The sequence below is a fragment of the Streptomyces sp. NPDC096310 genome (assembly GCF_044763125.1).
Taxonomy (GTDB): Bacteria; Actinomycetota; Actinomycetes; order Streptomycetales; family Streptomycetaceae; genus Streptomyces.
Map to the genome: position 1 here is coordinate 165,186 of NZ_JBIWFO010000003.1, position 22,379 is coordinate 187,564.

Here is a 22,379-nt window from a genome sequence, read left to right on the forward strand (position 1 = left end):
ACGTGGTGGCAGCATGGGACGCGTGAGGCCGCGGCATGCCGGCGCCCCCTGCGGAGAAGAAGGTCGTCCCGAACCGTGAGTGTTGCTCCGACTGAGATCGAACGCCCCGAATCGGCCGAGGAGACCTTCGCGGTCCCCGAGCCCGACGTGCCATGGGTGACGATCGTCCACAATGATCCGGTCAACCTCATGAGTTACGTGGCCTACGTCTTCCAGACCTATTTCGGCTACCCGAAGGACAAGGCGCACAAGCTGATGCTCGACGTCCACCACAAGGGCCGCGCGGTCGTCTCCAGCGGCAGCCGCGAGGAGATGGAGCGCGATGTGCAGGCCATGCACGGATTCGGGCTCTGGGCGACCCTCTCGCAGGACCGCACCTGATGGCCGGGCGCTTCGAGGCGATCCCGGGCGGCGGCGCGGCCGTCGCGCTCGACGAGGTCGAGATCTCGATCCTGCGTTCACTCGCCGTGCAGTTGCTGGAGCTGATCGGCCCCGCCGACGAGCCCGCACAGGGCGAGGACCCGCTCGCCGCGCTCTTCACGCCGGGCCCCAGCGAGCCGCCCGCCGACCCGGCGCTGGCCCGGCTCTTCCCGGACGCGTACGGCGACCCGGAGTCCTCGGGCGACGGTGACGAGGACGAGGAACTGAAGGAGTACTCCTCGGAGTTCCGCCGGTTCACCGAGAACGACCTGCGCGACCGCAAGCGCGAGGACGGCATGGCGCTCGTCCGCACGCTGGACGCGCTCACCGCCACCGGCGAGGGCGGCGCCGTACTGAAGCTGACGTCCGACGACTGCGTGCACTGGCTCGGCGCGCTCAACGATCTGCGGCTGACGATCGGCACGCGCCTGGAGGTCGGCGACGAGGACGAGGGCGGCGAGCTGTACCGGCTGCCGGACTCCGACCCGCGCAAGCCGATGGTGATGGCGTACCTCTGGCTCGGCGCGCTCCAGGAGACGCTGGTGGAGACCCTGACGCCCTGACGCTCCGACGTCCCTCGTGGGCCCCCGGTGACGTCTCCGGCGGCTCCGGTGGCCGGGGCCCTGAGGTGACGTCTCCGCGCCATTTCAGGGCCACCGGGACGCCTCCCGCCATGCTCCCGCCGGACGCTCAAACGACGCTCAAATCGACATAACGATCGCGTCACCGCTGCGGCCTTCTTTGCGGTTCGCGGTGCGATTTGTCCGCTTCTTCCTGTGGGCTGGGCCACAGTCGCGGGCGCCCGGCGCCCCTCCTCCCGTGATAGATCTGCCGGACCCCCCGGGGACGCCACCCCTGTCCCCGGGGGTGTTTCGACCGGCCGAACGCCGGTGGCACTCCATCCACATCCGGGGGGATCAGGAACTGGTCCGTGGCCGTGAGCGACCGCGGATCTGCATGGAGAAAGGGCGCACGACCATGACCTCTGCGCAGGTCGACAAGGAGTACGGCGGCGACGGGCCCGCCAGGGGTCCCGCCGGGAACGGCGCGGACGAAGAGGGGTACGAGCGCGGACTCGGCAGCCGCCAGGTCCAGATGATCGCCATCGGCGGCGCGATCGGCGTCGGCCTCTTCATGGGCGCCGGGGCGAACATCGCCAAGGCCGGTCCCAGCATCATCCTCATGTACGCCCTCGCCGGCGTCGTGATCTTCTTCATCATGCGGGCGCTGGGCGAACTGCTCCTCTACCGGCCCGTCTCGGGCTCCTTCGCGGAGTACGCCCGCGAATTCCTCGGCCCGTTCTTCGGCTTCGCCACCGGCTGGACGTACTGGCTGATGTGGGTGGTCACCGGCATGGCGGAACTCACCGCCGCCGCGATCTACATCCACTTCTGGTTCCCGCGGATCCCTCAGTGGGTCAGCGCGCTGGTCTTCCTGGTGGTCCTCTTCGGGGTGAACCTGATCTCGGTGAAGATCTTCGGTGAGGTCGAGTTCTGGTTCTCGATGATCAAGGTCACCGCCATCATCGGCATGATCGTCATCGGGCTCGGTGTGCTCACCCTCGGCTTCTCCGACGCCGGTGACACCGCCACCGCCGCCAACCTGTGGCAGCACCACGGCATCTTCCCCAACGGCATCGGCTCCAGCCTGATGACCCTCCAGGGCGTCATGTTCGCCTACCTCGCCGTCGAACTGGTCGGCGTCACGGCGGGCGAGTCCGAGAACCCCGAGAAGACCCTCCCCAAGGCCATCAACACCCTGCCCTGGCGCATCATCGTCTTCTACGTCGGCGCGCTCCTCGTGATCCTCTCCGTCGTCAAGTGGACCGAGTTCCAGGAGGGCACCAGCCCCTTCGTCCACGCCTTCGAGAAGATGGGCATCCCGCTCGCCGCGGGCATCGTCAACTTCGTCGTACTGACCGCCGCGCTCTCCTCCTGCAACTCCGGCATGTACTCCACCGGCCGGATGCTGCGCGACCTCGCGGCCAACAGCGAGGCGCCGCGCGCCTTCGGCCGGCTCAACTCCCGCAAGACCCCGGCCGTCGGCATCAGCGTCTCCGTCGCCCTCATGGGCATCGGTGTGATCCTCAACTACCTCGTCCCCGAGAAGGCGTTCGGCTATGTGACCTCGGTCGCCACCGCCGCCGGCATCTGGACCTGGATGATGATCCTGATCAGCCACATCCGCTACCGCCGCGGCGTCGAGGCCGGCCGGCTGCCCGCCTCGTCCTTCCCGGCGCCCGGCGGCTCGCTCTTCAGCTGGATCGCGGTCGGCTTCCTCGCCCTGGTCACCTGTCTGATCGCGTACGACAGCGACGCGCGGATCTCCCTCTACGTGGGGGCGGTCTGGGCGGTGTTCCTCGCCATCGGCTGGCAGTACCTGAAGAACCGCACGCCGCAGCGGACCAGGCCCGCCAATCCCACGGACGAACCGGAATACGCCCCCGCCTCCGAGTGACCACGGGCGCACCACACGGGGGACGCCCCCCTGCGTAGCTCCCGCCGCGCCCCTTCGCCCCGGCCGGGGCGAAGGGGCGTTTCCCTGGCGGGCGTACCGTGGAACCTCACCTTCTGGTGGGGGTACCGATGAGTTCAACCGCGAAATCGAGCTTGGGTGACCGTCTCGCAGAACTACGGCAACGGCGAAACATGACCCAGGAGCAACTGTCCGAGCGAGCGGCACTGTCCGTCGACGTGATCCGCAAGCTGGAGCAGGGACGCCGAAAGACCGCCCGGCTCTCCAGTATCAATGCGCTGGCCCAGGCGTTGGACACCGAGCCCAGCTATCTCGTCGGGCAGCCCACCACATTCGACGTGCGGGACACCACGGACGACGGCCTGCCGTCCGTGCTGGCTCTTCGTCAAGCCGTATCCCCAGTAGCGGATCTACTGAGTGGCGATACCGACCCGGAGGACCCTCCGACCATCGCCGACCTGCGCGCTTCCTTGAAATCGACCGAGACCATCCGGCGTGAGGGCCGCATGTCCGAGATCGGAATCATCCTTCCCCAACTCATCAGGGACGCCCGAGCCGCAACCCACACCTACACCGGGAGCGATGGCGCGGCAGCCAATTCCGTCCTCGCAGTGGCCTACCAGGTCGCAGCGACCACCCTCACCGCGCTCGGCAAGGAGGACGCGGCGTTCACCGCGATGGAGCGTTCCCTCGCCGCCATCCGGCAGAGCGACGATCCGAACCTGGAAACGCTGGCCGCGTCAACTCTCTCGTGGGTCTTCACCAAGCAGGGGCGTCTCGCGGACGCGGAGCAAGTAGCCCTGGCTCGTGCCGAACAGATCGAGCCGTCCTTTCGTTCCACCCCCTCGGAGCTGGCGTTGTGGGGGGTTCTGCTGCTGCGCGCGGCGACCGCTGCCGTACGGCAGGAACGACACGAGGCGGTGAAGGACCTGCTGCGGATGGCGAAGGGCGCCGCCGAGAGCATGGGCAACGACATCACGGTCTATGCCACCCCCTTCGGGCCGACGAATGCCTCTGTCGCACGCGTGAACTTCCTGGTCGAGATGGAGAAGAGCGACGAGGCGATCCAGGCCGCGCGCACCGTTGCGAACCTTGAGTCGCTGCCACCGACCTGGCGCGCCCGCTTCCATGTGGACAGGGCACTCGCCTACAACGACCTGGGCAAGGACGGGGCTTCCGGGAACGCCCTGCTGAAGGCGGAGGAGGAAGCACCCGAGTGGCTGCGCTATCACGCCACGTCCCGCCGCCTGGTCGAGGACCTGCGAGAGCGCTCCTCCCGCAGCGACACGGCACTTCTTGGGCTGGCCGACCGTCTTGGTCTGGTCGGGTAGGGCGGTGCGTCCTACCTGATCCGCAAACTGGGACAACCTGCCACTGGGCTGTGACCGGGCTGTTCCATAGCGTGACCTGTGTGAGGCGGCGTCGGCCGAGCCCCGCCGGGTGAGGCCGACGTCGCGCCCCGTGCAGTCTCAGGAGCCGACCATGTCCGAGCCACCCCTCGCGTTCATCTACGACCGCCACGCCAGCCCCCGCGCCCGCGCCGTCCTCGACCTCCGTCTGGAGGGATGCCGGAACTGGGCGTTGGCGCAGGGCTGGGAGATCGCGGGCCGGTGGGTCGACCTCGGGGACGACGCCCTGAGCGATGCGCACCGCCCCCGGTTCGACGAGCTGGTGACCCTCATGCGCGGGATCCCGGGTGGGCGCGCCCGGATCTGTCTGGTCCATCACTGGGACCGCCTCACCCGTTACGGCGACCGGTTCGCGTACCAGAGACGGGTCGCCGGGGCGGGCGGCAGCACCGCCACCACCTTCGGGGAGGGTGACCGGGTCGCCGGCGTGCTCCTCGGGCAGGAGGCGTGGTGACGCGATGCCCCGGGGGCGGCCACGACTTCCCGTACGAGGACGACGAGGCCGCCGCCTGCGCCGAGCACGGCATCACCCTGCTGTGGCACGGCCCGCCCGTCACGGCGGAGGACCTGCCCGACGAACCGGTCGAGCCGGGCACCGCGTGACAGCGGCACCCCACTGGTCCTCCCGATCTCCCGCGCGCCACCGGCCCCGAACGGCGGTACGCGGGGCGGCGGGCCCGGCCGTGCGTGGCCGGGCCCGCATCCACCGCCCCGGTCGGTCGGAGTGAGCCGACAAGAACCCGTGCAAGGCGCACGACGGCGCGGACGGCTCACCGTGCGACGACAAGGCGCCCGACAGCCACTGACGCCTGAAGTGCCCTGCCCCGGTCCCCGGGCAGGGCACCCGCATCCGCTCAACGGCCTTTCGGAGGAAGCGCGTTGCCCGCCCAGCACAACTACGACTCGGAGCGCGAGCTGTGGGACGCCCGGCACGAGGATCGACCTCTCGCCCGTCATGGTCGACAACGCCTCGGAGCGCTGGGGGCCCACTGGACGCCCCGATCCCCGGCCACATCGGCACCCTGATCGTTCGGGCCGCCCGCCGCTGAGCGCCGCCTTACAGCCCCGGCGCCGGTCCCTCTATATTTTCTTCATGCTCACCATCACCCAGGCCCTGCACGACCAGATCGTCGCGCACGCGCGAGCCGACCACCCCGACGAGGCGTGCGGCGTCGTCGCCGGCCCCGAGGGGAGCGGCCGGGCCGAGCGGTTCATTCCCATGCTGAACGCCGCCCGCTCGCCGACCTTCTACGAGTTCGACTCGGCGGACCTGTTCAAGCTCTACCGCGAGATGGACGACCGGGACGAGGAGCCGGTGATCATCTACCACTCGCACACCGCGACCGAGGCGTATCCGTCCCGTACGGACATCACCTACGCCAACGAGCCCGGCGCCCACTACGTGCTGGTCTCCACCGCCGACACCGACGGCTCGGGCCCCTTCCAGTTCCGTTCGTACCGCATCGTGGACGGCGCGGTAGAGGAAGAGCCCGTCGAGATCGTCTGAGGGCCCGGCCATCGGCCCAGTTACCGGCCCGTCCACCAGCCCTGTCCGCCCGCCCGTCCACTCCGTGGACGTCAAGCGTCCACCCCATGGGAACGCATGCCCGGGCGCCAAACGGGAATCGATACGATGAGTGCATGGTTTCCATCGACGTGAGTGACAAGACGCCGAGCACACCGCTGCTCGTGGCGCGGCTGCACGTCGATCTGTGCCGCCTCGCCAGTGCCATCTGTCCCGGCCGCGCCGCCGGCTGAGCGACGGCCCGCCCGGAGCGCGGTCTCCCGTACCCGGACGTCATCCGCACGTCCTCGCACCTCCGTCACCGCACACCCCCTCGCGCGGGGGCCCGAGCCGCGCGCCCGTCACGCAGTCTCCCGCCCACCACGAAGCCTCCCGACAGGAGCCCACGCCATGGCCATCGAGGTCCGCATCCCGACCATCCTCCGCACCTACACCGACGGCGCCAAGGCGGTCGAGGGCACCGGAGGCACGCTCTCCGAGCTGTTCGCCGACCTCGACACCCGGCACGCCGGCATCCGGGAGCGGCTGATCGACCCCGCCAAGGACAACCAGCTCCGCCGCTTCGTCAACGTCTACCTCAACGACGAGGACGTCCGCTTCCTGGACGGCATCGCCACCGAACTCGCCGACGGCGACAGCGTCACCATCCTCCCGGCCGTGGCCGGCGGCGCGCCCGACGCGACGCGCGCCGTCTGATGCGGTACGACTCCCCGCTCGCGGCGGTCGGCAACACCCCCCTGGTCCGGCTCCCCCGGCTGTCCCCCTCGGAGGACGTACGGCTCTGGGCCAAGCTGGAGGACCGTAACCCGACCGGCTCCGTCAAGGACCGGCCCGCGCTCCACATGGTCGAGCAGGCGGAGAAGGACGGCCGGCTCACCCCGGGCTGCACCATCCTGGAGCCGACCAGCGGCAACACCGGCATCTCGCTCGCCATGGCGGCCAGGCTCAAGGGCTACCGCATCGTCTGTGTGATGCCGGAGAACACCTCGCAGGAGCGGCGCGACCTGCTCACCATGTGGGGGGCCGAGATCGTCCCGTCCCCCGCGGCGGGCGGCTCCAACACCGCCGTACGGGTGGCGAAGGAACTCGCCGCGGAGAACCCCTCCTGGGTGATGCTCTACCAGTACGGCAACCCCGACAACGCGGGCGCCCACTACGCCACCACCGGCCCGGAGATCCTGGCCGACCTGCCCTCCGTCACCCACTTCGTGGCGGGCCTCGGCACCACGGGCACGCTCATGGGCGTCGGCCGCTATCTGCGCGAGCACGTCCCCGGCGTCCAGATCGTCGCCGCCGAGCCCCGCTACGACGACCTCGTCTACGGGCTGCGCAACCTCGACGAGGGCTTCGTCCCTGAGCTGTACGACGCCTCGGTCCTCACCACCCGCTTCTCCGTCGGCTCCGCCGACGCCGTCACCCGTACCCGCGAACTCCTCCAGCAGGAAGGCATCTTCGCGGGCGTCTCCACCGGCGCGGCCCTGCACGCGGCGATCGGCGTGGGCCGGAAGGCCGTCAAGGCGGGGGAGAGCGCCGACATCGTCTTCGTCGTGGCGGACGGCGGCTGGAAGTACCTGTCGACCGGCGTCTACACGGCGGCGACGACGGAAGAGGCGATCGAGACGCTGCACGGCCAGCTCTGGGCGTAGCGGTCCGCGGCGGCCGGCCGGGGGAGTACGGACGGCCCACGGACGGAGCACAGGCTGAGTACGGGACGGCGCGGGCCCCGCGGCGTGGAGCGGGGCCCGCCCGTACGGACCATCCGAACCAGTGACGTCCTGGGTGAGTTCCCCCACAACGGACCACTGTGGAGGAGCGACCGGCCGTTTCGCGCTTTACGCTCGGTAAGAGGTCGAGCGGACAGGCGGGGCGGCGTCGCGGGGCGACGGGCGGCGCCTGGCGGCGCGGCCTCCGCACCGCACGACCCCCGTCGCCCCGCCGTCCACGCCACGGAGGTTCCCGCTCCATGAAGCTCACCGTCGTCGGCTGTTCGGGCTCGTTCCCCGCCGCGGGATCGGCCTGCTCCAGTTACCTCGTAGAGGCCGACGGCTTCCGGCTGCTCCTCGACATGGGTAATGGCGCCCTTGGCGAGTTGCAGCGCCATGTTGGTCTCTACGACCTCGACGCCATCTTCCTCAGCCATCTCCACGCCGACCACTGCATCGACATGTGCGCCTACTTCGTCGCGCGCTACTACCGCTTCGACGGCGGACGCTGCGACCCGATCCCCGTCTACGGGCCCGAGGGCACCGAACAGCGACTCACCACGGCGTACGCGGACACCCCCACGGACAAGTCCATGAGCGAGGTCTTCGACTTCCACACGCTCAAACCCGGCTCGGGCTCCTTCGACATCGGCCCGTTCTCCGTCCGTACGGAGAAGGTCGCGCACCCGGTCGACACCTTCGCGATCCGCGTCGAGCACGGCGGCAGATCCCTCACGTACTCCGGTGACACCGGCGTCTGCGAACCGCTGGTCGAGCTGGCCGAGGAGACGGACCTCTTCCTCTGCGAGGCGGCCTTCACATACGGCAAGGAGGACGTCGTGGGCCTGCACCTCAACGGCCGCGAGGCCGGCGCGCACGCGGCCCGGGCCCGGGCCCGCAGGCTCGTCCTCACGCATGTGCCGCCGTGGACCGACGGGGACCGGAACCTGACCGACGCGCGCGACGTGTACGCGGGCCCGGCCGAGCTGGCGGTTCCCGGCGCGGTCTACGAGATCTGACGCGGCGTACGGGACGTACGCCGCGCACGTACCCGTACCCGTACCCGTACGCGACCGTGGGCCCCGGCCGTCCTGACATCGGCCGGGCCCACGGGGCCTGGGGAGAACCCTCTCGGGGAGCCGGCTACTTGGCCTCGGCCTTGAGGAGTTCGGCCAGTTCCTCGTCCGACTCCCGCCCCGGCGTCGGGATGTTGAACCGGATGATCGCGAAGCGGAAGATCGCGTAGTAGAGGGCCGCGAAACAGAGCCCGACCAGCGCGAGGCCCCACGGGTTGGTCGCGATCCCCAGGTTGAGGAAGTAGTCGACCGCGCCCGCCGAGAAGCCGAAGCCGTCCTTCATGCCCAGGGCCCAGGTCAGCGCCATGGACACCCCGGTCAGCACGGCGTGGATCGCGTACAGCACCGGCGCGATGAACATGAACGTGAACTCGATCGGCTCGGTGACCCCGGTCACGAACGCGGTCAGCGCGAGCGAGAGCATCATGCCGCCGACGGCCTTGCGGCGCTCGGGGCGCGCGCAGTGCGTGATGGCCAGACAGGCCGCCGGGAGCGCGAACATCATGATGGGGAAGAAGCCGGTCATGAACTGCCCGGCCGTCGGGTCGCCCGCCAGGAAGCGGTTGATGTCACCGCTCTTGCCCTCGAACGTACCGGCCTGGAACCACGGGAACGAGTTGAGGAGATGGTGCATCCCGACCGGGATCAGCGCACGGTTGACGACACCGAAGATGCCCGCGCCGACCGCGCCCGAACCCACCAGCCACTCACCGAGGTTGTGCAGCCCGGCGCCCAGAACCGGCCATATGTAGCCGAAGACGATGCCGATCGCGAGCCCGGCGAACGCGGAGAGGATCGGTACGAGACGGCGGCCGCCGAAGAAGCCCGCCCAGTCCGGCAGCTTCGTCCGGTAGAACTTCTGGTACAGCAGGGCCACCACGACGCCCATCACCACACCGCCCAGGACCTTCGCGTCGACGGGCGCGTCCGTCATCACGATCTTGCCGTCCACCACCTGCGCCACCTTGGGCAGGTTCGAGTCGGTGAAGGTGGCCAGCACGTTCTTGAAGACCAGATAGCCGGTGACGGCGGCGAGCGCGGTCGAGCCGTCCGCCTTCTTCGCGAAACCGATCGCGATACCGACGGCGAACAGCAGTGGCATGTTGTCCAGGATCGCGTTGCCGCCCGCGGCCATGAAGCCCGCGATCTTCGTGACGAACGCGGGGAACGAGTCACGGCCGAGCATGTCCCCGTTCCCGAGCCGGACGAGCAGCGCCCCGGCGGGCAGGACCGCGACGGGCAGCATCAGGCTGCGCCCGATACGCTGCATCACGGACATCAGGCCGCTGCCCCTTTTCGGCTTCTCCGCAGCGGGCTTGTTCTCCGCCGCGGGCGCGGCGCTGGCCGTGGACATCAACTTCCTCCAGGGGGAACGCGGCACGAGGCCGCGTGGTCTACACCACTCAATGGTTTAGACCAGTTGTACACGGTGAGGAACGGATAAGGAACCGCCCTAATTCGGCGAAGAATGTGACCTGGGTTACTCGATCGCCCAGACGGATCGTGCAGGCGGACGACTCGGGCGGCTCGGGCGGATCGCTCCGGTGGCCCCGGGGGCGCGCGGACCGGTCGGGCTACCTCGTGTTCTGCTCCTCGACCGCCGTCTCCAGCTCCTCGGGCTCCCGCCCCGGCGTCGGAATGTCGAACACGGTGATCGCCACCCGGAAGACCACGTAGTAGACCACCGCGAAACAGAGGCCGATCGGAATGATCAGCCAGGGCTTCGTGTCCAGATGCCAGTTCACCACATAGTCGATCAGCCCCGCCGAGAAGCTGAACCCCGCGTGCACCCCCAGCGCCCAGGTGATCGCCATCGAAGCGCCCGTCAGCAGCGCGTGCGCCCCGTACAGCAACGGCGCCGCGAACATGAACGAGAACTCCAGCGGCTCCGTCACCCCCGTGACGAACGACGTCAGCGCGACGGAGAGCATCAGCCCCGCGATCCGCTTACGGTGCTCCGGGCGCGCGCAGTGCGTGATGGCCAGCGCCGCGGCCGGCAGCCCGAACATCATGATCGGGAAGAACCCCGACATGAACTGCCCCGCCGAAGGATCCCCGGCGAAGAACCGCGTCAGATCGCCCTGCACGACCGTGCCGTCCGGCTTCGTGAACGAACCCGCCTGGAACCAGAAGAACGTATTCAGGAACTGATGCATCCCGATCGGGATGAGCAGCCGGTTCGCCACCCCGAAGATCCCCGCACCCCAGGCACCCAGCCCGATGAGCTGCTTCGCGAACGCCGTCAGCGCGTCCCCCACCGGCTGCCACAGCAGCCCGAAGGCCACGCCCAGCACCACGCAGAGGAACGCCATCAGGATCGGCACCAGCCGCCGCCCGTTGAAGAACCCCAGCCAGTCCACCAGCCGCGTCCGGTGGAACCGCTGCCACACCACCGCCGTCAGCAGCCCGATCAGAATGCCCCCGAGCACCCCCGGATTCTGCGGCACCCCCTCCGGCACCGCCTTCGTCACCGTGCCGTCGACCGGGAACGCGGCCAGTACGTTGTGGTAGACGAGAAAGCCGGCCACCGCGGCGAGCGCCGTCGACCCGTCCGCCTTCTTCGCGAAACCGATCGCCACGCCGATGCAGAAGAGCAGCGGCAGCCCGAACGCCCCGTCGAGGATCGCCGTGCCGCCCTGGGTGAACACCTTCGCCGTACGGTCCCAGAACGGCCCGTGCAGATACGCCGAGAAGAGATTGCCCAGACTGACCAGCAGACCGGCGGCGGGCAGTACGGCCACCGGGAGCTGGAGGCTCCGGCCCACCTTCTGGAGCCCCTGGAACAGACCGTTCCACCGACCGCTCCACGGCCCCTTCCGCCGCCCCGCCGGCTGCCGCGGCACGGCGGCGCCGTCGGCGCTCATCGGCGTTCCCCCATTCCTCTCCCATCCCTCCATGACTGGTGTAGACCAGTTGAGTTAGGCTTCTCCCGCCATCATTCGGTACGGCGTGACCGCTCGCCCGCGAAGATGAGCCAACCGTGCGTTACGGTGACAAAACGGTCCGTGTTCGAACGTCAGGGAGAAAGACATGGCCACCAAGGCTGAGAAGATCGTCGCCGGGCTCGGCGGGCTCGACAACATCGAGGAGATCGAGGGCTGCATCACCCGCCTCCGCACCGAAGTCGTCGACCCCGACCTCGTCGACGAGGCCGCGCTCAAGGCGGCCGGAGCCCATGGCGTGGTCAAGATGGGCACCGCGGTCCAGGTGGTCATCGGAACGGACGCCGACCCCATCGCGGCCGACATCGAAGACATGATGTAAAGCGACGCGACAAAGACGAAGTCAAAGACGAAGAGGCACGGGGCGCGGGCACGGGCGCGGGCGCGGGCACGGGGCCTGAATCCGACCACGGCCACCACCGCCGGATCAGGCCCCTCCCCACGTCCCGATAGGCTCACGGCCATGTCTCGAATCGACGGCCGCACCCCCGAACAGCTCCGCCCCGTCACCATCGAACGTGGCTGGAGCAAGCACGCCGAGGGCTCCGTCCTCATCTCCTTCGGTGACACCAAGGTCTTCTGCACCGCCTCCGTCAGCGAAGGCGTCCCCCGCTGGCGCAAGGGCAGCGGCGAAGGCTGGGTCACCGCCGAATACTCCATGCTGCCCCGCGCCACCAACACCCGCGGCGACCGCGAATCCGTACGCGGCAAGATCGGCGGACGCACCCACGAGATCAGCCGCCTCATCGGCCGCTCCCTGCGCGCCGTCATCGACTACAAGGCGCTCGGCGAGAACACCGTCGTCCTCGACTGCGACGTCCTCCAGGCCGACGGCGGCACCCGCACCGCCGCCATCACCGGCGCGTACGTCGCCCTCGCCGACGCCATCACCTGGGCCCAGGGCAAGAAGATCGTCAAGGCCGGCCGCCGCCCGCTCACCGGCACCGTCGCCGCCGTCAGCGTCGGCATCGTCGACGGCCTGCCGCTCCTCGACCTCCGCTACGAGGAGGACGTCCGCGCCGAGACCGACATGAACGTCGTCTGCACCGGCGACGGCCGCTTCGTCGAGGTCCAGGGCACGGCCGAGGCCGAGCCCTTCGACCGCAAGGAACTGAACGCCCTCCTGGACCTCGCGACGGCCGGCTGCGTCGACCTCGCGGCCCTCCAGAACGCGGCGCTGGCCCGCACGGCCTGACAACCCCCGTACCGTACGGGCGGCCGTCCGGCACGCTCGTACGGTACGGATACTGGTCGGCATGACCCGCCTGATCCTCGCCACCCGCAACGCCGGGAAAATCACCGAACTCAAGGCCATCCTCGCGGACGCCGGCCTGCCGCACGAGCTGGTCGGGGCGCAGGAGTACCCCGACATCCCCGACGTCAAGGAGACCGGCGTCACCTTCGCGGAGAACGCCCTCCTCAAGGCCCACGCCCTCGCCACCGCCACCGGCCTCCCGGCCGTGGCCGACGACTCCGGCCTCTGCGTCGACGTCCTGGGCGGCGCCCCCGGCATCTTCTCCGCCCGCTGGTCGGGCACCCACGGCGACGACCGCGCCAACCTGGACCTCCTCCTGGCCCAACTCGCCGACATCGCCCCACCCCACCGCACCGCCCACTTCGCCTGCGCGGCGGCCCTGGCCCTCCCGGACGGCACGGAACGCGTGGTGGAAGGCCGCCTCCCCGGCGCACTCCGCACCGCCCCGGCGGGCACCGGCGGCTTCGGCTACGACCCGATCCTCCAGCCGGACGGCGAGACGCGAACCTGCGCGGAACTGACGGCGTCGGAGAAGAACGCGATCAGCCATCGCGGCAAGGCGTTCCGGGCGCTGGTGCCGGCGGTACGGGAGCTGCTGGGCTGAGAGCGGGGCGTGGCACATCAGGTGCCACGCCCCTTCGCAGTGGGGCCGACGAGACTCGAACTCGCACTGTCCACTACCTAAAAGTGGTGCCTCCTGCCAAGTTGGGCTACGGCCCCGCCCTCACTTTACCGGGTCTCTCCAACGGCTTGGGGAGGGGCGGCGACGCGCGGCGAACGCTTCGAGAAGGTGCGCGTCTGGCTGTGGCACGAGGGACAGAGGTAGCGCAGGTTCTCCGCCCGGTTGTCCAGCCGGTCGCCGTTGATGTGATCGATCTCCAGCACCAGCCGTTTGCCCTGCCAGATATCGCCGAGACCGCACTCGGCGCACACGCGCGGTATCTCGGTCTCGTCGAGCGCGCGCCTCAGTATCACGGTCTTGGCGCGCGGCGATCCGGGAGGAAGACGCCGCAGAGTCTCGGCCGCGGATTTCCGTCGCGGGGAGGGCACGTTACGAGTGTGGCCCTGACCGGTGAAGTGGGCATCGGACAGACCGTGGGCCGCGATACTGCGCTTCACCCGCGCACGGGCCGCCCCGCCCCGACGCAGCCCGAGGAGGTCGATGACACCGGCGATACTCGCGGAAGCGGCGACAGCCGGAGCCAGCTCACTCAGGGGAACAATGCCCGTGCCCCGTCCGTACCTCCGGGTGAAGTGGGAGGTGTCGATACCGAATTGGTCCAGCCTTTTTCGGATGTACCCGTACGGGCTGTCGCACGGCGGGAAGCCCAGGTACTCCAGCATTTCCCGGATACTGTGCGTGTGGGCGGCGGCTTCCGCCAGCAACTCCTTCGTGTAGGAACGGCGTTCCCGCTCGGGGAGGCGTTCCTCGCGGAAATGGGAGGTATCGATACCGTAATGCTCAAGGCGTTGGCGTACGTAGCGAAGGGGAGCGCTTCCCAGGGGAGTTCCCAGTATCCGCAGCAGGTCGACCTCGCTGGTGGCTTCGGCGGCCGCGCGTACCAGGAGATCGCGGGGGTATCGGCGGTACGTGGTCATATCGACGCCCTGCGCTTTCGGCCGCGATAAGTGTCCGTGACGGCGTGGCAGTTCGGGCACAGCAGCCGTAGATTCTCCAGCCGGTTGTCCCACCAGTCCCCACTGATGTGATCCACTTCGAGCCGTAACGGTTTGCCGTTCCATTCACGGCCGTTGCCGCACATCGCGCAGGATTCCTCGACACCCGAGCGGGCCAATTCGCGACGCAGGCGCTCCACCGGGACCCTGCCGTCCGACGGGGAGCCGAGGACCATGCGGTCGGCCGGAGGGGGTTTCCTGCGCCCCCGAGGGGTGCGCAGGAAGTGCGAGGTGTCGATGCCGGAAGACGCTATCCGGCGACCGATATGGGCCTCGTTGCCTCCCACCGGGCTGATCCCCAGCCTGCGTACGACCTCGGCGACGCTCCGGGAGCGGGCGACCAGTTGGCGAAGCGTCTCCTCGCTGTGGCGCACCCACGTGGTGACGAAGTGCGAGGTGTCGACGCCCGCCTCGGCCATCCGGACCCGGATATACCGGCGGCTTCCGGGCGTCGGTTCGCCACCGCACCATCGCACCGCGTCATCGAAGTTGGTCGTTTCCCGCGCCGCCTCTTCCAGCAGTGTGCGGGTGTACTTCACCGGCATCGCTCGTCCTCCTCGGTCCGGCCGCGCGTTCGCGGCATCGCACTGAGTAACGAACCGGATATCGGACGGTTACGCCATCCGGCGCAGCCGTCCGAGGTGCGGGCGAGGTGGTGGAGGGGTCAGAACCTGGGTTCCGGGGTCTGGGACTGGACCAGTTCCACGGCTTCCTCCGGTGTCTCCACCGAGGGCGGGGAGCCCGTCAGGGGCTTCTGGGCCGTTTCCTTCATGCAGGCCACCGCGATCACGCCCACCAGCGCCGCCGCCATCGCGTAGTACGCGGGCATCAGGTCGTCGCCCGTCAGGCTGATCAGGCCGGTGATCACCAAGGGGGTCGTGCCGCCGAAGAGGGAGGCGGAGAGGTTGTAGCCGACCGAGAGCGAGCCGTACCGGACGTGCGTCGGGAAGAGCGCCGGGAGCGCGGCCGACATGGTGCCCAGGAGGCAGACCAGGGAGAGGCCGAGCATCAGCATGCCCCCCACGATCGCCGGGATGCTGCCCTGTTTGATCAGCAGGAAGGCCGGCAGGGAGAGGAAGAAGAAGCCGAGCATGCCGCTCATCAGCAGCGGCTTGCGGCCGTAGTGGTCGCTCAGCTTGCCGACCTGGTTGATGATCAGCATCAGTGCGACCATCACGCCCAGCAGGATCAGCAGGCCGTGCGTCTCGCTGTAGCCGAGCTGGTCCGAGAGATAGGTCGGCATGTACGACAGCAGCATGTAGTCCGTGATGTTGTACGCGCCGACGAGCGCGATGCACAGGATCAGCGAGGGCCAGTACTGGCGGAAGATCTTGGCGAGGTCGTCCTTCGTCGTGGCCTCCACCGTGTCCGCCGCCTCCGAGGCGTGTGCGCTCTCCGCCTCCAGCTTCTGGAAGGCGGGCGTCTCGTCGAGGCGCAGCCGCAGATAGAGGCCGACGAGTCCGAGCGGGCCGCCGACCAGGAACGGTACGCGCCAGCCCCACGCCTCCATCGTGTCGGAGCCGAGGGCCGCGGTGAGCGCGGTGACCAGCCCGGCGGCGCCGACGTACCCGGCGAGGGTGCCGAATTCGAGGAAGCTGCCGAAGTAGCCGCGGCGCTTGTCGGGGGCGTACTCGGCGATGAAGGTGGACGCGCCGCCGTACTCGCCGCCCGTGGAGAAGCCCTGGACCAGCCGGAAGAGGATCAGCAGCGCCGGGGCCCAGAGGCCGATCGTGCCGTACGAGGGGATCAGGCCGATGGCGAAGGTGCCGACCGCCATCAGCATCATGGTCAGCGCCAGGATTTTCTTGCGGCCGAGCCGGTCACCCAGAGGGCCGAAGAACATTCCCCCGAGTGGCCGTACGAGAAAGGCGACGGCGAAGGTCGCGAAGGAGGAGAGCAGTTCGATCGTGGGGTTCCCGGACGGGAAGAAGACATGGCCGATGGTGACGGCGAGATAGCTGTAGATACCGAAGTCGAACCACTCCATGGCGTTACCCAGGGAGGCGGCTTTCACGGCCCGCTTGACCGCCTGTTCGTCGGTGACGGTGATGTCCGACCGGCGGAGTTTGGGGTTCTTCCGCTGCTTGATGGTGCGGAAAAGGGCGGGGTGGCGTTTGACCGCTGCGGGGTCGGCCGCCTCTTCGTGCTCCTGGCCGGCCATGGCGCGGGTCCTTTCCTCGGAGTGGAACAGTCCAGGGGAACCTTCTGCACGGTGGCGCCGGATGCAAACCGAAGCCCCACGGAAGTGGGACTTCGGTCACAGAGTTCGTTCGGGCCCCGATCCGTGTTCGTCAGGGCCGGGATCCGTCAGATACCGAGGTCTTTGATGATCTTCGCCACGTGGCCCGTCGCCCGCACGTTGTAGAACGCCTGCTCGACCTTGCCCTGTTCGTCGACGACGATCGTGGAGCGGATCACGCCCGTCACGGTCTTGCCGTACATCTTCTTCTCACCGAAGGCGCCGTAGCGCTCCAGGACCTCCTTGGACGGGTCGCCGACCAGCGTGACCTTCAGGTTCTCCTGGTCGCGGAACCTCGCCAGCTTCTCCGGCTTGTCCGGTGAGACACCGATGACGTCGTACCCGGCCCCGGCGAGCAGGTCGAGGTTGTCCGTGAAGTCGCATGCCTGCTTGGTGCAGCCGGGAGTGAGCGCGGCGGGGTAGAAGTAGACGATGACCTTGCGGCCCCGGTGGCCGGCGAGCGAGACGTCCTTGCCGTCCGCGTCGGGCAGGGTGAAGGCGGGGGCGGTGTCGCCGGGGGTCAGTCGCTCGCTCATGGTTCTCCTCCGAGGTCGGGCGGGGCGGTACGGGCCCGAGGGTAATCGGGGGTGCCGTCGGGTGAGGTGGGAGCGGAGCTGACAGACTGTCGTTCAAGGACTACCGGACACGACGACGGAGGCAGCGCGGTGTCGGATTCCAGGACCCCGGCGCAGATCGAGGCGGACATCGTCCGCAGGCGCGGGCAGCTCGCCGAGACGCTGGACGAGATCGGGGTGCGGGTGCACCCGCGGACGATCGTCGGCGACGCGAAGGCCAGGGTGGCTTCCACGGTGGACCAGACGGCGGGACGGGCGTTCGTCGCCGTGAACAGGACGGTCGCGGGCGTCCGCGCGTCGTTCGTGGGTGACGACGGCGGGCCCCGGCTGGAGCGGGTGGTGCCGGTGGCGCTGCTCGCGGTGGGCGTCGTGGGGCTGCTCGTGATGGCGGGCCGGCCGGCCAGGGCGTCCGGGACGGTGAAGCGGCGCAAGAAGTGACCGTGCCCGCGGCGGGATCCGTGGTGGTTCCCGCCGCGGGCCCGTGTCACCCCTCCGGCGTACGGGAGCGCCGCGGGCAGGTAGGTTCTGGGACGTGAGCGAGAACTCCCCCAGCCAACACGACAAACTGCCCATCCGGATGCTGCACGACCGCGTGCTGGTCAGGACCGACATCCCGGAGGGCGAGCGGCGCTCGTCCGGCGGCATCCTCATCCCGGCGACGGCGGAGGTCGGCCGGCGGCTGGCCTGGGCCGAGGTGGTCGCCGTGGGCCAGAACGTCCGTACGGTGACACCGGGGGACCGGGTGCTGTACGACCCCGAGGACCGTGCCGAGGTCGAGGTGCGCGGGGTGGCGTACGTCCTGATGCGGGAGCGCGATCTGCACGCGGTCGCCGCCGACCGGTTCGAAGGGTCCCAGGACTCCACCGGGCTCTATCTGTAAGGGCTTTGTCCGTAGGGCTCCCCTCTGTTTGCTACGTTGGGGGAGCCCGACGAGACGCGCCGTACCGGGTTAATCGAAAGACGACGCACCTGTTGTCCGTGCTTTCTGTGCCGGAGGTGCCGTCATGGCGTGGGTTCTGTTGGTCGTCGCGGGTCTGGTCGAGGTCGCCTGGTCGATCGGGATGAAGTACACCGAGGGGTTCACGCGGCTGTGGCCGAGCGTGTTCACGGGTGCCGGGATCGTGGTCAGCATGGTGCTGCTGGCGCAGGCGGCGAAGACGCTGCCGATCGGTACGGCGTACGGCGTGTGGGTCGGCATCGGCGCGGCGGGTGCGGCGGTGCTCGGCATGGTGGTGCTGGGGGAGCCGGCGTCCGCCGCCCGGATCTTCTTCGTGGTGCTGCTGGTGGTGGCCGTGGTGGGGCTGAAGGCGACCTCCGGGCACTGACTCGTCTAGAGGTTGCCCGGGGCCTGGTGCGGGGTGGGCGGCGGGCCCTGGCCCGCCGCGCCGCCGGTGGTGTTCATGCCGTCCGGGGCGCCGGCGCCGCCCGTACCGCCGGTGCCTTCCCCGCCCGCGGTGTCCCCGGCGCCGCCGGCGGGCGGTCCCTCGGCGGTGGTGCCGGTCGTCGTCGCGCCGCCGGTGGCCGCCGTACCGCCGCCGGCCCCGTCCGTACCGCCGGTCGGCCGGCCCTGGCCCGGGGGCCGGCTCTGGCCTCCGCCGGTGGAGCCGGTGGTGGTGGCGCCACCCGTTCGGCCCTGTGACTGCCCCTGTGACTGCCCCTGAGTCTGCCCCTGGGTCTGTCCCTGGGTCTGCCCCTGGTTCTGTCCCCGGCCGCTGGGGCGCGGCGAGGCGCTGTCCCCCGTGCCAGGTTCCCGCGACCCCTGCTGGTCCGGGGGCGCCGTCTCGGACGAGCCGGGCTCCACCTGGAGGTCGAAGCCCTGTACGGGCGTGGACCGCAGGGCGGTGGCGGTGTACTCGCCCCAGATCTGGGCGGGCGCGCCCCCGCCGTTGATCCGGGCCTGGCCGAGCGCCCCGTACAGCGGTTTCTGCCGGGCCGTCTTCGGGTCGGCGCCCAGGACGGCGACGACCGTGGCCAGATTCGGGGTGTATCCGGCGAACCAGGCCGCCCGGTCCTCCTCCGCCGTACCGGTCTTGCCGGCCGCCGGGCGGCCCGCGGTCCGGGCGGCGGTGCCGGTCCCGCCGTTGACGACACCGCGCAGCATGGCGGTGGTGGTGTCGGCGGCCTCGCGGCTGACGGCCCGGGTGGTGGTCCGCGCGGGCAGGGCGATGTCCGCGCCGTTCTTGGTGACCTTGGCGACCAGGGTGTACGGGGTGCGCTCGCCGTGGTGGGCGAGGGTCGCGTACGCCTGGGTCAGGTCGAGGACGCTGGCGGTGGCCGGGCCGAGGGCGATGGAGGGGGAGGCGGTGAGGTCGGGGGTGTCGGCGGGGATGCCGAGCGCGACGGCGGTGTTCCTGACGGTGGCGGGGCCGACGTCCTCGGCGAGCTGGGCGTAGACCGCGTTGACGGACTTGTCGGTGGCGGTCCTGACGGTGATGGGGCCGTAGTCGGTGTCGTCCTCGTTGTCGGGGGCGTAGCCGGTGGGTCCGCCGGGGCCCTCGACCATGCGTCCGGTGTCGCCGTCGTAGACGGTGTTGGGGGTGATGCGGCGGCCGTCCTGGGTACGGGAGCCGTGCTGGACGGCGGCGGCGAAGACGAACGGTTTGAAGGTGGAGCCGACCTGGTAGTCGCGGCGGGTCGCGTTGTTGACGTACTGCTCGGTGTAGTCGACGCCGCCGTACATGGCGACGACGTGGCCGGTCCCCGGGGCGATGGAGGCGCCGCCGACGCGGACGTTGCGGTCGGCCGGGCGGGAGCTGTCGAGCTGCGAGGTGACCTGGTGGTCGACGGCCTTGACCAGGGCGTTCTGCTTTTTGCGTTCCAGGGTGGTGGTGATTCGGTAGCCGCCGGTTGCCAGGGTGTCGGCGCCGATGATCCGGTGGCCGGTGAGGTAGTCGCCGACGGCCTGGACGAGGTAGCCGCGCTGTCCGGAGAGGCCGCCGGCGGCGGGCCTGATGGCGCGGGGCGTGGGGAACTTCAGCGTGGCGCGGGCGCGGGGAGTGAGCCACTTCTCCTTGACCATGCCGTCGAGGACGTAGTTCCAGCGGGCGACGGCGGCGGGCCTGTTGTCCGGGTGGAGGACGACGTCGAACTCGCTGGGCGCGTTGAGGAGCGAGGCCAGATAGGCGCCTTCGGCGGTGGTGAGGTCCTCGACGTCCTTGCCGTAGTAGGCCTGTGCGGCGGCCTGGATGCCGTACGCGTTCCGGCCGAAGAAGCTGGTGTTCAGATAGCCCTGGAGGATCTGCTCCTTGGTCTGCTCGCGGTTGAGCTTGATCGCGATGAAGAACTCCTTGGCCTTGCGGGTGATCGTCTGTTCCTGGCCGAGGTAGTAGTTCTTGACGTACTGCTGCGTGATGGTGGAGCCGCCCTGGGTGCCCTTGCCGGTGGCGGTGTTCCAGGCGGCGCGGATCATGCCCTGCGGGTCGACGGCGGGCTCGTTGTAGAAGCCGCGGTCCTCGGCGGCGAGCACGGTCCGCTGGACGGTCCTGGGCACCTGGGCGAGCCGGACGTTCTCGCGGTTGATGTCGCCGTCGCGGGCGATCTGCGTGCCGTCCGCGTACAGGTACACGTTCGACTGGGCGGTGGCCGCGGCGTTGGCGGCCGGGATGTCGACGAGTTTGTAGCCGAGGGCGAAGCCGCCGATGAGGGCGAGCGCGCAGAACAGGAGCGCGCAGAGCGTCATACGCCAGGTCGGGAGGAGCCTGCGCGGGCCGGTACGGCGGCGCCTCAGCCGCTTGGCCTGCTTCCCGGCCTGCTCCTCGGCCGGCTGCGGCGGCCGCTGTGGCTCGTCGTTCATGTGCGTGGGACTCCTCGGCCGTGGCCGAAGGATGACTCTCCGGCATAACGGTGTCGTATCAGGCCATTCGTAACGCAGGCATAAGAAACGCTGCGCAGCCCTATGAAACACGGCCAGAACGGCTACAGGCGCGACGGCGGGCGCGGCGCCACGGCGCGGCGGCACCGGACAGCCGGTTGGGACGGCACCGGATATTCGGTCGCGGCGGCCGGCCGCGCGGTACTAGACGAGTCATTCCGAAGTAGCGTCGTCCGCCCCTTGGGGCGGGCGGGGAGGTGTCAGGTGCGTGCAGCCGCAAGGCGGAGGAGGGAAGCGACGCGGAGCGTCGTTGAGTGACGACAACGCCGCGGATGTGCGTGCATGGCACCTCCCCGCAGACGGGACTTCGGAATGACTCGTCTAGGGTCATGCGCTTTGGCGAGCGAGAGAACGCCCGGAGAGAAACGACCAGAGAGAAAGGGGCCCTCGTGCGGCTCTACTTGACGGTGGCCGCGGGAGGGTTCCGGCGTCACGCGACGTACCGGGTGGCCACCGTGGCCGGGACGTTCACCAACACGGTCTTCGGCTTCATCGTCGCGTACACCTACACCGCGCTCTGGGACGAACGGCCGCAACTCGGCGGTTACGACCTCTCCCAGGCCGTCACCTACGTATGGCTCGGCCAGGCGCTGCTGATGACCTGCGCCATGCTGGGAGGGGGCTTCGAGGACGAGCTGATGGAGCGCATCCGTAACGGCGACATCGCCGTCGACCTCTACCGTCCCGCCGACCTCCAGCTCTGGTGGCTGGCCGGGGATCTGGGCCGCGCGCTCTTCCATCTGCTGGGGCGCGGCATCGTGCCGATGGTGATCGGCTCGCTCGCCTTCGACCTGGCGATGCCGGGCTCGCCGCTGGTCTGGGTGGCCTTCCTGGTGGCGGTGGCGCTCGGGGTGGTCGTCAGCTTCGCGCTCCGCTATCTCGTGGCGCTCTCCGCGTTCTGGCTGATGGACGGGGCGGGCGTGGCGCAGATCTCGTTCCTCGCGGGGACGTTCTTCTCCGGGCTGACGCTGCCGCTCACCCTCTTCCCGGGGGCGCTGGGGGAGATCGCGCGGGCGCTGCCCTGGTCCTCGCTGCTCCAGATCCCGGCGGACGTCTTCCTCGGCCGGCACACCGGGTGGGACCTGGTGGGGGCGTACGCGTTCCAGGCGTGCTGGGCGGCGGGGCTGCTGACGGCTGGGCGGCTGCTCCAGACCGTGGCGACGAGGAGGGTGGTGGTCCAGGGTGGCTGACGAGACGTTCACCGAGGGGCCC

24 protein-coding genes, 1 tRNA gene, 1 pseudogene and 1 riboswitch are annotated in these 22,379 nt (G+C 69.7%); of the genes and pseudogenes, 18 read left to right on the plus strand and 8 right to left on the minus strand.

What is annotated here, in order from left to right:
- The first annotated feature begins 75 nt into the window (after positions 1–75).
- The 11 genes from clpS to ACIQ7D_RS09075 all read left to right on the plus strand — a co-directional run bounded on the left by clpS (position 76) and on the right by ACIQ7D_RS09075 (position 8,551).
- Positions 76–381 (plus strand): ATP-dependent Clp protease adapter ClpS, encoded by a 306-nt coding sequence (gene clpS, locus ACIQ7D_RS09025; protein ID WP_403935374.1) that lies wholly within the window; start codon positions 76–78, stop codon positions 379–381.
- The gene (locus tag ACIQ7D_RS09030; RefSeq protein WP_403935376.1) at positions 381–983 is read left to right on the plus strand and encodes a DUF2017 domain-containing protein; all 603 of its coding nucleotides are present in this window, start codon (positions 381–383) and stop codon (positions 981–983) included. Before clpS ends, ACIQ7D_RS09030 begins: the two co-directional genes overlap by 1 nt.
- 415 nt (positions 984–1,398) lie before the next feature.
- Positions 1,399–2,877, plus strand: a complete 1,479-nt coding sequence (locus ACIQ7D_RS09035; protein WP_403935377.1) for an amino acid permease — start codon at positions 1,399–1,401, stop codon at positions 2,875–2,877.
- A gap of 128 nt (positions 2,878–3,005) precedes the next feature.
- Positions 3,006–4,226, plus strand: a complete 1,221-nt coding sequence (locus tag ACIQ7D_RS09040) for a helix-turn-helix domain-containing protein (RefSeq protein ID WP_403935379.1) — start codon at positions 3,006–3,008, stop codon at positions 4,224–4,226.
- 151 nt (positions 4,227–4,377) lie between these two features.
- Positions 4,378–4,758, plus strand: a complete 381-nt coding sequence (locus ACIQ7D_RS09045; protein ID WP_403935381.1) for a recombinase family protein — start codon at positions 4,378–4,380, stop codon at positions 4,756–4,758.
- A complete protein-coding gene (locus ACIQ7D_RS09050; protein WP_403935383.1) occupies positions 4,755–4,907 on the plus strand; it encodes a hypothetical protein in 153 nt (50 codons plus the stop codon). Before ACIQ7D_RS09045 ends, ACIQ7D_RS09050 begins: the two co-directional genes overlap by 4 nt.
- Before the next feature lie 490 nt (positions 4,908–5,397).
- Positions 5,398–5,811, plus strand: a complete 414-nt coding sequence (locus tag ACIQ7D_RS09055; protein WP_403935385.1) for a Mov34/MPN/PAD-1 family protein — start codon at positions 5,398–5,400, stop codon at positions 5,809–5,811.
- Positions 5,812–5,945: 134 nt separating this feature from the next.
- Positions 5,946–6,062 (plus strand): putative leader peptide, encoded by a 117-nt coding sequence (locus ACIQ7D_RS09060; protein WP_365812991.1) that lies wholly within the window; start codon positions 5,946–5,948, stop codon positions 6,060–6,062.
- 157 nt (positions 6,063–6,219) lie between these two features.
- Positions 6,220–6,525 (plus strand): MoaD/ThiS family protein, encoded by a 306-nt coding sequence (locus ACIQ7D_RS09065; RefSeq protein WP_403935386.1) that lies wholly within the window; start codon positions 6,220–6,222, stop codon positions 6,523–6,525.
- Positions 6,525–7,475 carry a PLP-dependent cysteine synthase family protein gene (locus ACIQ7D_RS09070; protein WP_403935388.1) on the plus strand — a complete coding sequence of 317 codons (951 nt, stop codon included), beginning with the start codon at positions 6,525–6,527 and terminating at the stop codon, positions 7,473–7,475. The genes ACIQ7D_RS09065 and ACIQ7D_RS09070 overlap by 1 nt, the downstream gene beginning before the upstream one ends.
- Positions 7,476–7,792: 317 nt before the next feature.
- Positions 7,793–8,551: an MBL fold metallo-hydrolase gene (locus tag ACIQ7D_RS09075; RefSeq protein WP_403935390.1), complete on the plus strand. Its 759-nt coding sequence runs from the start codon at positions 7,793–7,795 to the stop codon at positions 8,549–8,551.
- Positions 8,552–8,675: 124 nt separating this feature from the next.
- Here the strand turns inward: ACIQ7D_RS09075 and ACIQ7D_RS09080 are convergent, their stop codons facing one another.
- Positions 8,676–9,962 (minus strand): PTS transporter subunit EIIC, encoded by a 1,287-nt coding sequence (locus ACIQ7D_RS09080; RefSeq protein WP_403935392.1) that lies wholly within the window; start codon positions 9,960–9,962, stop codon positions 8,676–8,678.
- A 220-nt stretch (positions 9,963–10,182) separates the two neighbouring features.
- Entirely contained in the window at positions 10,183–11,472 is a 1,290-nt protein-coding gene (locus tag ACIQ7D_RS09085; RefSeq protein WP_403935394.1) for a PTS transporter subunit EIIC, read from the minus strand.
- 157 nt (positions 11,473–11,629) lie between these two features.
- Here ACIQ7D_RS09085 and ACIQ7D_RS09090 point away from each other — a divergent pair.
- The 3 genes and pseudogenes from ACIQ7D_RS09090 to rdgB form a co-directional block, all read left to right on the plus strand.
- Positions 11,630–11,872, plus strand: a pseudogene (locus ACIQ7D_RS09090) (glucose PTS transporter subunit EIIB); the annotation flags it as partial.
- A 141-nt stretch (positions 11,873–12,013) separates the two neighbouring features.
- Positions 12,014–12,745 carry a ribonuclease PH gene (gene rph, locus ACIQ7D_RS09095; protein ID WP_403935396.1) on the plus strand — a complete coding sequence of 244 codons (732 nt, stop codon included), beginning with the start codon at positions 12,014–12,016 and terminating at the stop codon, positions 12,743–12,745.
- Between the two features lie 61 nt (positions 12,746–12,806).
- On the plus strand, positions 12,807–13,409 hold the full coding sequence (rdgB, locus tag ACIQ7D_RS09100) for an RdgB/HAM1 family non-canonical purine NTP pyrophosphatase (protein ID WP_403935398.1): 603 nt from the start codon (positions 12,807–12,809) through the stop codon (positions 13,407–13,409).
- 40 nt (positions 13,410–13,449) lie between these two features.
- On the opposite strand, the gene ACIQ7D_RS09105 is transcribed toward rdgB, so the two are convergent.
- The 5 genes from ACIQ7D_RS09105 to bcp form a co-directional block, all read right to left on the minus strand.
- A tRNA-Leu gene (locus ACIQ7D_RS09105) sits at positions 13,450–13,525 on the minus strand.
- 9 nt (positions 13,526–13,534) lie between these two features.
- Positions 13,535–14,404 carry an HNH endonuclease gene (locus ACIQ7D_RS09110; RefSeq protein ID WP_403935400.1) on the minus strand — a complete coding sequence of 290 codons (870 nt, stop codon included), beginning with the start codon at positions 14,402–14,404 and terminating at the stop codon, positions 13,535–13,537.
- On the minus strand, positions 14,401–15,027 hold the full coding sequence (locus ACIQ7D_RS09115; protein ID WP_403935402.1) for an HNH endonuclease signature motif containing protein: 627 nt from the start codon (positions 15,025–15,027) through the stop codon (positions 14,401–14,403). Before ACIQ7D_RS09115 ends, ACIQ7D_RS09110 begins: the two co-directional genes overlap by 4 nt.
- Before the next feature lie 119 nt (positions 15,028–15,146).
- Entirely contained in the window at positions 15,147–16,643 is a 1,497-nt protein-coding gene (proP, locus tag ACIQ7D_RS09120; RefSeq protein WP_403935404.1) for a glycine betaine/L-proline transporter ProP, read from the minus strand.
- Between the two features lie 146 nt (positions 16,644–16,789).
- Positions 16,790–17,257, minus strand: a complete 468-nt coding sequence (gene bcp, locus ACIQ7D_RS09125; RefSeq protein ID WP_403935406.1) for a thioredoxin-dependent thiol peroxidase — start codon at positions 17,255–17,257, stop codon at positions 16,790–16,792.
- Between the two features lie 129 nt (positions 17,258–17,386).
- On the opposite strand from bcp, the gene ACIQ7D_RS09130 reads away from it, so the two are divergent.
- The 3 genes from ACIQ7D_RS09130 to ACIQ7D_RS09140 all read left to right on the plus strand — a co-directional run bounded on the left by ACIQ7D_RS09130 (position 17,387) and on the right by ACIQ7D_RS09140 (position 18,621).
- Complete coding sequence (locus ACIQ7D_RS09130; protein WP_403935408.1) at positions 17,387–17,734, plus strand: DUF3618 domain-containing protein; 348 nt, start codon at positions 17,387–17,389, stop codon at positions 17,732–17,734.
- A 139-nt stretch (positions 17,735–17,873) separates the two neighbouring features.
- On the plus strand, positions 17,874–18,176 hold the full coding sequence (locus ACIQ7D_RS09135; protein ID WP_329827408.1) for a co-chaperone GroES: 303 nt from the start codon (positions 17,874–17,876) through the stop codon (positions 18,174–18,176).
- Between the two features lie 15 nt (positions 18,177–18,191).
- A riboswitch (guanidine-III (ykkC-III) riboswitch) is annotated at positions 18,192–18,266 on the plus strand.
- Between the two features lie 34 nt (positions 18,267–18,300).
- Entirely contained in the window at positions 18,301–18,621 is a 321-nt protein-coding gene (locus ACIQ7D_RS09140) for a DMT family transporter (RefSeq protein WP_384993431.1), read from the plus strand.
- Between the two features lie 5 nt (positions 18,622–18,626).
- Here ACIQ7D_RS09140 and ACIQ7D_RS09145 read toward each other — a convergent pair whose 3' ends face one another.
- Positions 18,627–21,089, minus strand: a complete 2,463-nt coding sequence (locus ACIQ7D_RS09145; RefSeq protein ID WP_403935410.1) for a transglycosylase domain-containing protein — start codon at positions 21,087–21,089, stop codon at positions 18,627–18,629.
- 467 nt (positions 21,090–21,556) lie between these two features.
- On the opposite strand from ACIQ7D_RS09145, the gene ACIQ7D_RS09150 reads away from it, so the two are divergent.
- On the plus strand, positions 21,557–22,357 hold the full coding sequence (locus tag ACIQ7D_RS09150; protein ID WP_403935412.1) for an ABC transporter permease: 801 nt from the start codon (positions 21,557–21,559) through the stop codon (positions 22,355–22,357).
- Positions 22,358–22,379: the final 22 nt, after the last annotated feature.